The 13621-nt window shown below is 65.4% G+C and carries 11 protein-coding genes; 6 read left to right on the forward strand and 5 right to left on the reverse strand.

What is annotated here, in order from left to right; translation table 11 throughout:
- Nucleotides 1–467: 467 nt before the first annotated feature.
- Nucleotides 468–779, forward strand: a complete 312-nt coding sequence (locus MKL01_RS11230) for a DCL family protein (RefSeq protein WP_243905291.1) — start codon at nucleotides 468–470, stop codon at nucleotides 777–779.
- Nucleotides 780–803: 24 nt separating this feature from the next.
- Here the strand turns inward: MKL01_RS11230 and MKL01_RS11235 are convergent, their stop codons facing one another.
- On the reverse strand, nucleotides 804–3338 hold the full coding sequence (locus MKL01_RS11235; protein ID WP_243905292.1) for a DEAD/DEAH box helicase: 2535 nt from the start codon (nucleotides 3336–3338) through the stop codon (nucleotides 804–806).
- Nucleotides 3335–4144, reverse strand: coding sequence for a DUF1837 domain-containing protein (locus MKL01_RS11240; protein ID WP_243905293.1), 810 nt, complete (start codon nucleotides 4142–4144; stop codon nucleotides 3335–3337). The genes MKL01_RS11235 and MKL01_RS11240 overlap by 4 nt, the downstream gene beginning before the upstream one ends.
- Before the next feature lie 638 nt (nucleotides 4145–4782).
- Between MKL01_RS11240 and MKL01_RS11245 the strand changes: the two genes are divergently transcribed.
- Nucleotides 4783–5337: a metallophosphoesterase gene (locus tag MKL01_RS11245; protein WP_243905294.1), complete on the forward strand. Its 555-nt coding sequence runs from the start codon at nucleotides 4783–4785 to the stop codon at nucleotides 5335–5337.
- Complete coding sequence (locus tag MKL01_RS11250) at nucleotides 5334–6140, forward strand: metallophosphoesterase (RefSeq protein ID WP_243905295.1); 807 nt, start codon at nucleotides 5334–5336, stop codon at nucleotides 6138–6140. Before MKL01_RS11245 ends, MKL01_RS11250 begins: the two co-directional genes overlap by 4 nt.
- On the opposite strand, the gene MKL01_RS11255 is transcribed toward MKL01_RS11250, so the two are convergent.
- The 3 genes from MKL01_RS11255 to MKL01_RS11265 form a co-directional block, all read right to left on the reverse strand.
- Nucleotides 6137–7588, reverse strand: a complete 1452-nt coding sequence (locus MKL01_RS11255; RefSeq protein WP_243905296.1) for a hypothetical protein — start codon at nucleotides 7586–7588, stop codon at nucleotides 6137–6139. The genes MKL01_RS11250 and MKL01_RS11255 overlap by 4 nt on opposite strands.
- Nucleotides 7554–8549 carry a nucleoid-associated protein gene (locus tag MKL01_RS11260; RefSeq protein WP_243905297.1) on the reverse strand — a complete coding sequence of 332 codons (996 nt, stop codon included), beginning with the start codon at nucleotides 8547–8549 and terminating at the stop codon, nucleotides 7554–7556. Before MKL01_RS11260 ends, MKL01_RS11255 begins: the two co-directional genes overlap by 35 nt.
- Nucleotides 8550–9065: 516 nt before the next feature.
- A complete protein-coding gene (locus MKL01_RS11265) occupies nucleotides 9066–10166 on the reverse strand; it encodes a DNA-binding protein (protein ID WP_243905298.1) in 1101 nt (366 codons plus the stop codon).
- Nucleotides 10167–10647: 481 nt separating this feature from the next.
- On the opposite strand from MKL01_RS11265, the gene MKL01_RS11270 reads away from it, so the two are divergent.
- Genes MKL01_RS11270 through MKL01_RS11280 form a run of 3 tightly spaced genes read left to right on the forward strand, consistent with a single transcriptional unit; the run spans nucleotide 10648 to nucleotide 12851 of the window.
- Nucleotides 10648–11607 carry an ATP-binding protein gene (locus tag MKL01_RS11270; protein ID WP_243905299.1) on the forward strand — a complete coding sequence of 320 codons (960 nt, stop codon included), beginning with the start codon at nucleotides 10648–10650 and terminating at the stop codon, nucleotides 11605–11607.
- Nucleotides 11555–12616, forward strand: a complete 1062-nt coding sequence (locus tag MKL01_RS11275; RefSeq protein ID WP_243905300.1) for an AAA family ATPase — start codon at nucleotides 11555–11557, stop codon at nucleotides 12614–12616. The genes MKL01_RS11270 and MKL01_RS11275 overlap by 53 nt, the downstream gene beginning before the upstream one ends.
- Nucleotides 12609–12851 (forward strand): hypothetical protein, encoded by a 243-nt coding sequence (locus MKL01_RS11280; RefSeq protein ID WP_243905301.1) that lies wholly within the window; start codon nucleotides 12609–12611, stop codon nucleotides 12849–12851. Before MKL01_RS11275 ends, MKL01_RS11280 begins: the two co-directional genes overlap by 8 nt.
- Nucleotides 12852–13621 lie beyond the last annotated feature (770 nt).

The following is a 13621-nucleotide window of genomic DNA, read 5'->3' on the forward strand; positions in this document are numbered from 1 at the left end:
GATCGGACGAGACGGGTCTGCCCTCCCCGGAGGTACCTTTCGGCCCGATCCGGACGGACGCGGTTGCGGCTCCCGCCACGACCGTTCCGCCGCTCCGCCACTGCGGGCCACCGGACAAGCCGGCCCCCGTCGCGACGAGACGAAATTGCAGGATTCCTATCAGAGCTTAGCAGCAGGCTGAAGGCAAGGCCTCAACCTCAGATGCCCACAGCTGGCCGCCCCTCTTATTCCCCGAGGGTGGCGGCCCGGTTTCGGTGCTCGTGGCCTACAGGGAGTTCAACGACGCCAATCGCATGAAAACGAAGCCGCTCTAAGACCGCGTCGGGGATATCTGCGAGGAGCAGTTGAAGCTCAATCAGGTATGCCGGATGATAGGTTAGAGGGCAGGGACGACTTGCGAGCTAAGCCTAGCATTAGCCCTCCGCCACCCTAGATTAGCTGATCTCCATAGAGGGAGGACACGCTAAATGGTCCGAGGAAAACCGGTTATTCTGCCCTCCAGAAATTTCGCGAACCAGACACTTGCGGCTCAACACTTCGCGGCAATGCTGAAGCGCTACAAGCCCGGAGACCGGGTGTCTGATGAGGACGCGGTCGATCTGGCCGGTCTCGTTCAAAGGCATCCCGAATTCACTGAGAAAGAAGGCGTCGGCATCGATCACTTCGAAGTGCAGAGCGCCGATTACGGCACTCAGTGCTTCAGGATCGTCCGTAAGGATGGCACCTGGGATCGGTTCTCCTACAAGACCTGTGTCGCGCCCGACCAAGTGCGTGACTGATAGCGTCCCGTCCCGCGGCCATTGTTAGGCTGCCCCGGCGTTCGTTAGCGCCCGGTCCACGTCCGCTCGCATCAGTCCGGAGCCCAAGACCGCGTCTAGGTCCTGGGACTGGAGCCATGCGAGCGCTCGCGCCTCATCCATGTCCTTGTCGGCGGCGCGTTCGGTGAGGACGCGAGCCACGACCCTCGACAACCCCAGACCGACAAAGCTGACCATCGTCGGGTCAGACGCACCGACCTCCAGATAGCTCGGCAGCGCCGGCAGGGTCCGGACGTACTTCTCGTTCCCTGTCGCCGCCAGAACATGGCCGAGGACGGCCAGGTAGCAGATCGCCAGGCGGAAATACCGGAACCTGATATCCTCCTCGATGTCCTTGAGCGTGTTCCGGATGACGCTGGCGATGGGCTGATCGGGGGAGCGTCTGACGTTCTCGTCGATGATGGCCGGCAACGGCTCGCCGCACATCCACTTCACGGCGATGGCCGCCATACGCAGGTGGATGCGCGAGGGCGGCAGCGACATGAGTTGTTCGTGGCAGACCCTGAACACCTCGCACAGGTTCCGGTACGCCAACGGGTCGCGCGGGTGGCGGGGGAGGAGCTCCTCAAGCCTTCTCCGGCCGCCGCCCTTCAACTCCGCCTCCAGATAGTCCGCGAGCCGTTGCTGCCTGACCGGCGAGACCGTCGGCGACTTGCCCAGGACCGCTGCCGGGAGGGCGATCCGGCCCCTGGCCACTTCGAGGGCCGCAAGGATCCGTTCCCGGTCGGACTGGGCGACGCCGCACCGGTCGAGTGTCGTGCCGAGCCGTCCCGAGCCGAGGTCGTTCAGCAGCCGGCTGAGGGCGGCCTCGATGTCGACCGCGGCGTCGGTCTCGCGTTGGGGGTTGGCCTCCAGCGCACAGTCAACGACGGCGGACATGTTGCCCGACAAGGTATTGGCCAGGGCGCTCTGGACGTCGATCTCATTGCCCTGATCGGCGGGGCGGCTGTCCCATTCGTCATAGTCGATCAGGAACACGTTGCCCTGGAATTCGCGCCCGAGCCGGCCGGCCCGACCAGCGAGGTTCCAGAACTCCGAGGGCGCCAACGGTGCGGTTTGCCCTCTTTTGGGATTGCAAACGAAGAGGTTCGCCGCGGGGAAATTCACGCCCTGGATGAGCGTACTTGTGGTCACCAGGAACTTGATGTCGCCGTCAGCGAAGGCGGCCTCAACGCCGCGACGGACCAGGGCAGGTATGCGGCCGTAGTGGAACCCCACCCGTTGCGTCAGGCACTTGGCGAGGTCGTAACGCTCGTGGACCGAGAGCTTGACCAACTCTACCAGCTCCGAGATCCGCGGATCCTCGCTCGCGTCATCCGGCGAGACCTCGGCAAGCCCGAGTGCGACCAGTTCCGCGTCAGAGGGGCGGTTGGCATACACGATCGAGGGTTTGGACCGCCCGAAGCGTTCCGCCACCCGGATCAGGCGCTCCTTAACGCTCGGAAGACTTCGGCCGACCTCGACCTCCCCGAGCGCTTGCCTCCCATCCGGCGCGACGCGCTCCACCACCAGCTTCCTGAGGGGCGAGCGGGTGTTGACCACGATGAGGTTCTGGAGAACGGCGGGCGAGCGGGTCCTGACGTGCCGGAGGTCGTCCAAGCCGAAGACCGTCGCGAACACGCCTGGATCCCTAATGTTCGGGCCGGCGAACACGACCTGCGCCTTGGGGCGCTTGACGATGAGGCGGTCGATCACGTCCTGGAGCAGGACGCCGCGCACTCCGTCCGCGAGACCCTGGGCCTCGTCGGCAATGATGACGTCCGCGGCGAATTCCGGATGGGCTCCCAGCGTCGCCTGCAGGCGTTCCTGGGTCATCACGTAGATGGCCCGCTCGGGCAGCGGCGTCTCTGCCGCGAGTGGGACGTTCACGATCTGGAAGTCGCGCAGGCCGTCGCCGAGGCGCCACTTGGCGATGGCGTCCGTGACCTGGGCGATGAGTGCGCGGCTCGGCACCAGGTAGCAGGCGGCCGAGAGCTTCCCGGTTCGCGCCAAGCCTCGAAGGTAGGCCTGGAGCACGAAGGACTTGCCGGCCGAGGTCGGGGCCGAAATCGACACGTTGGAGCCGGAGGTCAGTTCACGCCAAAGGTCACGCTGGAAGTCCGTGAGCTCGACCTGCACGCCCGCGAGATCGACCCGATTCCCGTCGCGCCGCTCCTCCTCCGCCACGGCGGCCAGGGTAGGCAGGCGCCGGAACGCATCAACGCCGGATGCAGACGCGAGTGCGGGAAAGTTGCCTAGCCGGGTCAGAACCACGCGAAGGACGCCGGCCAAGCCGGGAAGGTCAGTTAGCCCGAGGTCGGCTGCGGAGGCCGCGATGCCGAACGCGGCACCCTGACGTTCGGGGACCTCGCAACAGGCAAGCACCGTGGCCGCCTGTACGCAGCGGACGAGATCGGCCTCGGACACGCTCAGCGTCGCGGGCAGGTTCAGCTCTCGCTGGAGCCAGGCTCCACCGAGGTCAGACCGGCGCGCGTGAAATTCCGGGTGACCCCAGATACGGTCTGCCAGTTCCTCGATCACGCCGCCCAACCGATCCTGTCCTGGAACCGCGTGCGAAGGTCGTCGACCGACGGGACTGGAAGGAAGAAGACGTCGAGGGAATGGCGCTCGATCCCGACCCGCCTCAGGTGCCCGTCGAGCCTGGTGGCGCAGGCTTCGAGCTCGGCGCGCAGGGCCTCCTGGAACGTTGCTTCCACTTCGGCCGCCTTGATCCCCTGCAACGCCGCGAATCGGTTGAAGTCGAACGCGATCAGGATAACCGAGGCGTCGACGCGCCGGTTGTAGTTCTCGTTCCAGGGGTCGAGGAACGACAGCACTGCTTCCCGCGCCGCGTCCGAGAGGACCGACAGGTCGCCGTGCTCCTTCACCAGGAACAGCTCCTGGCCCATCTTGCCGTCCTGCAGGTTCTCCGCCACGGAGCTCACCGCCTCGCCCAGGGCCGCCGAGACGGAACCGTAACATTTGGACTCGCCCCAAAGCAGGGTCAGTCCCCCGGTGGCTGCGTCGTAGCTGAAGTGGATGCCGTCCGAGCCGTGCACGGGCATCTGCGGGCTCGTCTTCAAGCTCATCTTCGAAACCAATTGGGGGGCGTTCAGCACGTGTTCGATCAGAAGGTACGTGATAACTTCGCCAAATTCGCCGTTGCGGCTCGTCTTTCGATGCGCGCGCTTGAAGAGATCGTAGGCTCGGTTCCTGAGTTCGATGGCCCGCTCGATCTGCTTCGGCGGCGGCAGGCCCTGCCAGCTCGCGTACGCGTCGTCGATCTGTCGTCGCGACATGCAGAACGACACAAGCTTCTGCGAGAGAAGATCGACGAACTCGGCCACGGTCGGCAATCCTTCGCGGAATGCGAAGTAATGGCCGTGAAGACGCACCCTATCGTTCTGGCTCTTGACCGCGTGGGTTAACGTTCGCAGGCGCGCGCTGAGTTCGTCATGGCCGCTCGCGAGGGACGCTAGCAGGCTTTGTAGCGCCTCAGGATCGAAAGGCTCCGCGTTCAACCGTTCCGGCCTCCGAAGCTCGCGACCGATGGCACCCCGGGCAGGACATCCTGGGGGCCGGGCGCAGGCTGTCTGCCTTCGGCCGGATCCCGCCTAAACGCCTGGGCTATCGGTCAAGCTTGAATTTATAAGCGGACAAGTACCTTGGGTAGGCTGCCGTTCCAAAGAAGGCACCCCGCCAAGCCTCGGTAATCCCCAAACTTCTGCCTTGGGGCGCTCGTCGGCTTGCCTCGCCGAAAACCTCGCGGAACGGTGCGGACGGGCGCTGCGTCGAACCCGTCCGTGATCCGACGGCCAGCCCTGTGCACGACGGGCCTTTCCGCCTTGCCCGACGAGGGCGCCCAGGCGATCAATGCCTTCTCGCAAGGAGATCCTTCACCATGAAACGCGCGGCCCTGCATCCGTCCGACTGATTCCGGAGTGCCAAGCCGCGTGCCGAGCCTCCGCGCTTGCGTGAGGTTTACATGCCCCGATTTTTCTTCACCGCAGACAGCCACGTTGGCCACGCCAACCTAATTCGAGAAGGGCTGCGTACGCGCCGGCCGTTCTCCTCCTTCGAGGAGCATGACGAGGCCATGATCGCCGCGTGGAACGCCGAGGTGGGTCCCGAGGACACCGTCTGGCATCTCGGCGACTTCGCGTACCGCTGCAGCGAGGCGTATGCCCTGTCGGTGTTCAGGCGCCTTCACGGCCGCCGACGGTACCTCGTGCGCGGCAACCACGACCGCATCTCCGCGCGCCTGCCCTGGGACGGCATCTTCGACATCGCACAGGTATCCGTGCCAGATCCCGATACTGGCGCGCCCGTCGGGCTGTTCCTCTTTCACTATGCCTGCCGGGTATGGCCCCGCATGCACCGCGGTGACATCCATCTCTACGGCCATTCCCACGGCACGCTGCCCGGGACGGCCGCGAGCACCGACGTCGGCGTGGACTGCTTCGACTTCCGGCCCGTGACCCTCGACGAGATCCGGGTGCGCCTCGCCGAGAACGCCCGCCGGGAAGGAGAGGCGCCATGACCGTTTCGGTGCCGATCCGCTACTGGGTCGCGAGCGACCTCCATCAGGAGCACGAGGAGAACCGGTGGGACATTGCCGCCCATGCGCCAGCCGGAGGCTTCGACGTGGCCGTGGTCGCCGGCGACGTGCACATGCCCCTGACCCGGTCCCTGGACTGGCTCGCCGAGCGCCTGCCCGGGGTGCCGGTCGTCTACGTCCCGGGCAACCACGATTTTTGGTGGGACCGCGGCGAGGAGCGCTACACCATTTCCGATCAGCTTGAACGTGGTCGCGACCTGGCGGCCACGCTCGGCATTCACCTGCTGCTCGACGACGTGCTGGTCATCGGGGGAACGCGTTTCCTCGGCGGTACGCTTTGGACGGATTTCCGGTTGGGGAGCTTCGGCCTCACGCACGCCTTCCGGTCGGCCCAGGGCCGCTTCGGCATGGTGGACTACCGGCGCATCAGGACGGGGCCTAGGTCCCGGGACAGGATCGAGCCAGGCGAGGTGCTGGCCATGCACCGGGCGACGCGGGCGTACCTAGAGGCAACCCTGGCCGAGCCTCATAGTGGGCCAACCGTGGTCGTGACCCATCATGCCCCGCATGCGGCCAGCCTACCGAACCAACATGCCGACCTGGCGTGGTGCTACGCCTCGGACCTGTCGGAGCTAATCCTCGACCGGGGACCGGACCTCTGGGTCCACGGGCACGTGCATCGGACCGCCGACTACCGGGTGGGACGCACGAGGGTCATCTGCAACGCCCGAGGTCACGCCGACGAGAGGTCGGGGTTCGTGCCCGACTGCTTGATCCGCGTCTAGCGAGGCGGAGGAGGCGCCCAACCAGTGGGTGCCAACTCACCATACCAAGCGGGATTGGCGGTCACATCAACTGGCGTCGCTACTGCTCGCGTCAGGAAGCCGGCATCCACGGCGGCGATAGCCAGGATGCCAAGGATCGCTCCCACCACCACAACGGTGGTCCACCACTGCGTCCGCCGGTACGCCTCGATGGCCTCATCCAAGGGCTGCTTTGCCAGGGCGTTGTAGTCAACATCGTCGAGGAACGCGTAGAGCTTGGTCCTCCAGGTGTCGCGAGACGCCTCGACGAGTTCGAGGAACTTCCAGTTCGTCCGCACCGTCATGAGGTAGGAGAACCCGAGGTAAGCCGCCACCGCCACGTAGACCAAGGCAAGCTTCGAGCTGTCTATCCCGGTCTTGGTCAAGTCGGTCGTGACGCGAACGGCCTGGAGGCCGATGACGATGGCGACGTCGCGCCAGACCCCAGCGGAGAGGTCACGGGCCTGCTGCATCAGCTTCTGGACCTCGTCCGCCAGGGTCTTCCTGAGGTCGGCCAGAGCCTTCAGGGTGTCCTTGCTGCCGCTGCGCAGGTGCGCCTTGTAGACTAGCGAAGCGGAGTCCAGGGCCGGCCCAAGGCGCTCTTCAAGGCCGTCGCCGAAAGTCCTTTCCGGTTTCCACTCCCGGGCGAGCTCTGCCGTCAGGAAGGTGTGCCGGACCTCGATGTCGGTGCCTTCCAGGTAGATCCAGCGCGCGGCCCTCTGGAGGACGGCAAAGGCCGGGTCCGCGGTCGGGGCATCCCCAAGGTCGATGCGGCGCGGAGGCTGCCCAGCTAGGGCCACGCGGGCTGCGTAACCGTCCCGGTAGAGTTCGGTCGGTAGCGAGCGGACGACCATCGCCGCCGCCACCTCCCGCCAGCACGTGAACGCCGTCGAACCCTCCATACCCTCACCAAGAAGGACCCATGGATGGATCGCGCGCGGCGCCATCAGGTCGGAGGACTGGCAGCGCACCTGGCGCCGAGGTCCAGTGTCTGACCTCTCCGGCGGGCGCTCGCCCGCCTGCGGCTCCTCGATCCACGCTCCGACCCGAAAGGCCTCCGTCGAGAACGCCGCGTCGTCGAACGCGAGCCAGACGACGCTGACCTGGTATGGAGCGACCTTGCCGTGCAGGAAGGTGCGCCACCCCTCGACGGTGAAGACGTAAGCGGCGTGCTCGGGCGGCTCGAACCGGACGGTGATCCGGGCCCGGTCGCCGTCGCCGGCCTCTTTGGGGGCCACCTCGTCATCGGACGCGTCCACGCAGGTCAGGCGCAACCAGCCGCCAGCGTCCCCAACCGCCTGCCAAGCAGCAAGCGCGTCGCGGGTCATGCAGCCGGACACCCGCAGGTGACCCGCGTCCTCGCTGATCGAGCAGTCGGGCGCCGCCCGGCTAAGCTCAACCGCGTCGTGGACCTGTCTCGATATCAGCATCGTCCCTCTTAAGGCCGGCCGTCACGATCACGATCTCCTGCCTGCCGTCGTCGCGCTCGCGGATCGCGGGCCTGTTGTCCTCGTCGTAAGTCACCTGCACGCCCTCGACGGTCTCCATCCGGTGCCGTCGCGGCTTCTGGATCCGCTCGGGGCTGACGTCGAAGGTCTCCTCGGACACCCCACGGTTTCGCAGGTTGCGGTCGAGGTCGCGACGCACCTTCGAGTTCTCGGGCTGGACCCCGAAGCAGGCTGTCACCAGCGGCTCGCAGTCGCCGGGGTCGAACAGCGGTCCCTGGCGGAGCACCTCGTAGATCCGGTTCACGCCGCTCCTCTGGATCTCCTCCGGAAGGCTGTCCCGATTGGCCTTGAGGGTGTCCTTCAGGGCTGCTGCCAGCTTCTCGCTCATGTCGGCCGCATCGTTCACCCGCCTCGCCTGCAGGAAGCCCTCGAAGTAATCCGAGATGTGCGCCGTGTTGCTGCGGTCGCGGACCATGATCCGGCCACCGGCTCCGTCGTCCAGGCGGACCAGCGCGATCTTCTGCATTGCCTCCGGCTTCCTCACGAAAGACTCCTGGAAACGCTCCAGCCTCGGCACGGAGGAGCCGCCTTCCTCCAACACGTATCGGACGACGTCCTCGTTATCGTATTTGATCAGCGCGTAGATCGTGACGCCGTCGCCAGCCGCGAGCTCGAAGATGAAGAACACCCCCACGCTCATCGTCTTCTTGTGACGGGACTGGAAATCCAGGGCCAGAGCCTGGGTGCACTCCGTGAAGTTCCTCTCCCCCGACGCGATCTCGCGAAGGAGCGCCTCGGTCGCGGACCGCTCGCGGAAGGCGAACAGGTTGCCGCGCAAGCTGGACTTCACCCGTTCGAGGAAGAAGTCCTGATGTTGCGGCGGCGAAATCTCGTCCAGCAGGATCGGTTCTTCGAGCGATTTCCCGACCACGTGGAAGATCATGCGTTTGATCGAAAGCGCATCCTTTTCCGCGTCCGTCAAAAAACTCATTGCGTCCTGCCGAACCCGCTGCTGGACTGGGAAAACCGAACCTTGGCTTTATAACACCAGCGAAAGCGTTTCCGATAAGCGCAACCTAGAGCGAACCCACCGAAAATGCCCACCCGCCAATCGCGGACTGCGGAAGGTAGGCCCACCAGCAGCAGTCTAGTCCCCGTGCCAGGTGCGTCAAGAACGAATCATGAACATTCGTGTGTCGTCTCGTCAATTCAGCCTGAGGCCAGGGCAGCCAACCTCGGACGCGTCGGCCTCCAAGTAGGCTCTGATGCGGTCTGCGACGACGGACACAAGGTGGCTTGAGACCACTTCGTCGTCGACGAACACGTAACTGGCGGCGCCCGTCTGCGGCATGGCTCACCGCACGTTGTCGTGCAGGCCGGCTAGGCAGAAGATCGGCAACCCACGAACCTGGCGATCGGGGCGCCCCGATTTCGAAATCGTAACTCGGTTGTCCCGCCGTTACGCCAACGGGGGCCGTATCCTTAAGATCGCTTTCCCGGCACCCAGCAAGCCGAACCGTCCTTCCCCGACCTCAACGAAGTGCTTCCCGGCCTTGATCCGGACCCGCATCTTCTCGGCAAGCTTGCCAGGCCTGATCTCCTCGAACCTCCGGGCCTCGGCGACTGTTTCTGGGGACAGCAGGTCGACGATCCCACGTGCCGTCAGCGGTCCCGTGCGTTCCAGGATCCCGGAGATCTCGATCATCACGCGCCGCCAGAATGCCGTTCCTTCCACGTTGCGACCGGACGACGGCTCAGCTTCCAGGGAACTGGGTTCCTCGGCAACCCAAGCGGTCCCGCCGGCGACTTGCGGGAGGAAGAGGCCTTCCTTGACCGTGCTGCCCATGCCGCCGGTGGCGGGATGGCGGAGACGGTGACTGAGCATCCCTTGTGTGATCGGGGGACCGACGCGGACGGCACTCTTGCGTATGGCCTCCGGCAAGGCGGACAGCAGCGCATCCGCACTCATCGGACCACGCTCGGCGAGGATGGCCTGCACCTCGACGGACACGGATGCCCAAAACGCGTCTGAGGGATCTTCAAGGACGGGTCCGGCCCCTGTTGCGAGAGGGAGCGTGTCCTCCACCTGCCGGTCCGACGGTATGCCCCTGGTCACTTCCTCGGTACCTAGGAGATTTCTCAGGAAGGCGACCTCAGCCTGGAGTTCGGCCACACGGGCTTCCAGCCTGTCCACGGTGGCGGATGCCTCCGCCGCCACCTCGCGGTAGGCACGGCGCTCCGCCTCGATGTTCCCCCGCTCGACGTCGACGGCTGCGGCCTCCTCGGCGCGAACCATCTCCAGCACCGAGGCGCCGAAGTCGATCAGGCGTTTCTGGAGCGTCTCCGGCAGCCCGGACAACTCGACGGTCGGACGGTAATCTTTCTTCGCCTTCCAGGCTGCGACCATCGGTGCGAGGTCCTCGAACGAACCTTTGCTTCCGAGCCCCCGCCAGACCGAACGAACCGTCACGGCGCCCGCCTTCGCCGCCCTTTGTTCATCGGCAATCTCCCAAACCCTTGCTACGTCCACCATCGATGCCCCCGTGCGCTTCGACGGCATGATGCTGTCCAGGGAATGAAGAAGGTCTCACTTCGTGCGCCCATTCCCGCCGGAAAGAGCGTCGCTGCCGCGTTGTCCCCCCAAGGCATCGACGAGCCGGCCCGTCGTTAACCGTCGCCGCCATTATCCACCGCTTCCGATCCGGCACTACTTGCGAAATCCTGCTTTCACCTTCAGTTAGACTTCCATGTTCGCCTCCTGGAAATATCCCGTGAGCCGGACGGGCGACGCCCGTTCGGTCTGCACTGATTCCTCCCACGGGTAGCCGACGCGTACCAACGCGCGACGCCGGGAGGACCCTTTTGATGGAACCCTCCCAATGACCGAACCGCATCGAGCTCTTCGAAAATCGACTGTCGTCAGCGCGGCGGGCCTTGCCTTGGCCGCGAGAAGTCACCGGCGCGCACAGCGCCGTCCCGACACCCGCGAGGGCTGACCCGGCGCCACGGAGCGCGCCCGGCTGCCTCGTGAGGAGGCAGTCATGATCAAGAACTTGAGGAAGACGACCGCGGCCGAGGCCTATCTCGCCGGTGACGACGGCAACGAGGAGGCGCACGCCTCCGGCGGAAGCCGGCAATCCCCGGCACAGGCCCTCGGCCGGCTCCTGCTGGAAGGGGCGCTGACGAACGCGACGCGGCGTCGCCTCGCAGGCAGGAACGGCCTGGCAATGCTGCTAGAAGCGCCCACCCCGGCCTGGGTCGCCCCGCTCAGGCATGCCCTGAATTCCTTGGGCTCCTGGTATCACCTGGAGAGCCGGGACGGGACGACGCGGCACAAGCGCAAGCCGGACGACGGAGGCGACGAACTCACGGCGATGCTGGCCGCGGGCAAGCGGGTCGCCGTGATCTGCCACGCGCCGGACCAGCACGTGCCGCCAGCGTTCATCGCCGCGGCGGAAATGCGGCTTCGGCCAGGCTCGCCGACGGACGAGATCGTCCGCGACGCCATCGAGGCGGTCACGGGCAAGGCGCCTCGAAAGCTGCCGGACGGTGTGGCACGCCTTGACCTGGGAGACCTGCAGGCGGCAATCCGCCAGGGCAGCACGGCCGCCCAATGCGTCCGGAGGCTCGCGTCCGCCTGCGCGTACAGGTTCGGCGCGCAGGCGGACGTCGGCAACGTGCCGGACGTTCGTGACCTCCATGGCTACGGCGCCGCAGGCGAGTGGGCCGGGCGCCTCGTGGATGACGTGAATGCCTGGCGCGCGGATCCCTTGACGACACCCTGGGCGGATATCGACGCCGCTGTTGTGTGGAGCGGACCACCCGGTGTAGGCAAGACCTCCCTTGCCGCAAGCGTGGCAAAGTCCTGTCAATTAAAGCTGATTTCGACATCCGTCACGGATTGGTTCTCCGGTACAGGCTATCTCGATAGCGTTATCAAGAATATGCATGCGGCTTTTGACGAAGCAAAGGCATTTGCACCGTGTGTTCTATTTTTTTAACGAAGCGGATGCCATTCCTAATCGTGCGAATATGGACGCACGGCACGTTGATTACTGGAGCCCTTTGATGGGCGCCCTGTTGGAACGTCTTTCGGATGCAGCTTCCGGCAACTCTCGTCTCGTCTTGATCGCCGCGACCAACCATCCCAGGCGGCTCGACCGCGCGCTCGTCCGTCCGGGGCGCTTCGGTCGGATCATCGAGATCGAGCCCCCGGATGCCGCCGGCCTGGAAGGCATCCTCAGGCAACACCTCGACGGCGACCTCGTCGATGCCGACCTTGGCGGCGTCGCCGCCGCGGGTGTCGGCGCGACCGGGGCGGTGGCCACGGTATGGGTCAAGGCGGCGCGGCGGACGGCACGGATGGCCGCGCGGCCCATGGAGCTCTCCGACCTCCTGGATCAGGTGCTGCCGCGTGACGACCGCTCTGAGGAGGCCCGATGGCGATGCGCGGTTCATGAGGCTGGGCACGCAGCGATCAGCCACGTCCTCGACGCGGGCGCCGTCCGCCGCGTCAGCATCGTGAGCGCGGGCCGGACAGGTGGGTACACCGTGACCGCGCCCCCCGCCGATGCGGTCATGTCGAAGGCGGACATGCAGGGCCTCGTCATGGTGGCCCTGGGGGGTCGCGCCGCCGAGGAGGTTCTCGGACTGGGGCACTCCACCGGCGCCCACCACGACCTGTCGCAGGCGACGGCAATCGCGGCGGCGATCCGGGCAAGCTTCGGGCTTTCGGGCTCCCTCCTGCATCGTGCGCCGATGGATAGGGCGGCGGAACTGCTTTCGGGAGACGAGGAACTGCGCAAGTCGGTCGAGCGGGACCTCGCTCGCCTTTACGAACGAACGCTCACGCTGGCACGTCGCCACGTGTCGCTGATCGAGGCCCTGGCCCGCCTTCTCGTCGAGGTGCGCGTCGTCGATGGCCCGGACTTCCTGCTCCTCGCCCAGGCCCACGAGCGGGCGGCCGTCGAGGCCGCCGCCAGGGATGCGGGAGGGCTCCATCATGGATGAGCGCATCCTCGCCCTTCTGGGGTCGTTTGCCGAGATCGAACGAGAGCTCGGCGCCGATGTCCTCGACAGCGCAATCGAGCGCGCCCGTTTGGCGGTGGCCGCCGAAGTCATGGTGAAGGCCGAGAGGCGCGCCCTGAAGACGCGTAGGGAGTTTGCTCGGACGGCACATAGCGACGGAAATGTCGTCCAGTTTCCAACCGTCCTTCGGAACTACCCGGATGGCGGATGCGCCTAGGCCCATGCCGCCATATGGCTTTATCGCACAAACGAAAGAAGTTATTTCTGATGCACTAATTTTTTGCAGGCAAATTTAGCAACACTACTCAAGTAAATGCGACTCTGAATCGACCGAGTTCGAAGAAACGAATCTTCGTCCTGGACGGCGAACAAAAACTGGGAGAAGCTGCACCTCATGAGCAACGTCATGCAACATCAGGCCGCCGCGGAGCGGGCCGAACGTCTGGCTGGATCCAAAGCCTGAGGTCGTTGCAGACCTTCGGCCAGGATCACTGGCCGACTTACGTCCCCCACGTCGGCCAACTTGGCCAAGTACCCCGCGGACTGGCGGGTCGGGAGGCGCACATGCTCTTAAATGCCCAAATAGAGTGATCAAAACGGTCACGCATTCCGTTGCGACGAGATGCGGACCCTAATCTTTCGATTTCCCACACAGCTCTGCGGGGCTGCATCTTTATGCCCACTCTGCACGCCTGGAGATATCCATGCCCGCTTCGCTGAACATGCATCTCACGAAAGGCCGCCGCACTTTCGCATCCGCTCGACCTTGCCCGTCGCCCCCTCGCGCGACAGGGCCGCCGAACCTGGGAGGCCGCTCCAATGGATACATTTCTTCCAAAGCGCCGAAAGTCGACTCTCGTTCAAGAGGTCGCCACGGCCAGATCAGTTCACTACACTTCCGTCGATCCTATTCCCTGCGACGCTACGTTCAACGTTGTGCGCTCCGCCCGCTCGTATTTGGTGAGCAGCAGGCACTTTCTGTCGAGT

Origin of the sequence: Methylobacterium sp. J-070, from assembly GCF_022829385.1 — a bacterium.
Lineage (GTDB): Bacteria > Pseudomonadota > Alphaproteobacteria > Rhizobiales > Beijerinckiaceae > Methylobacterium.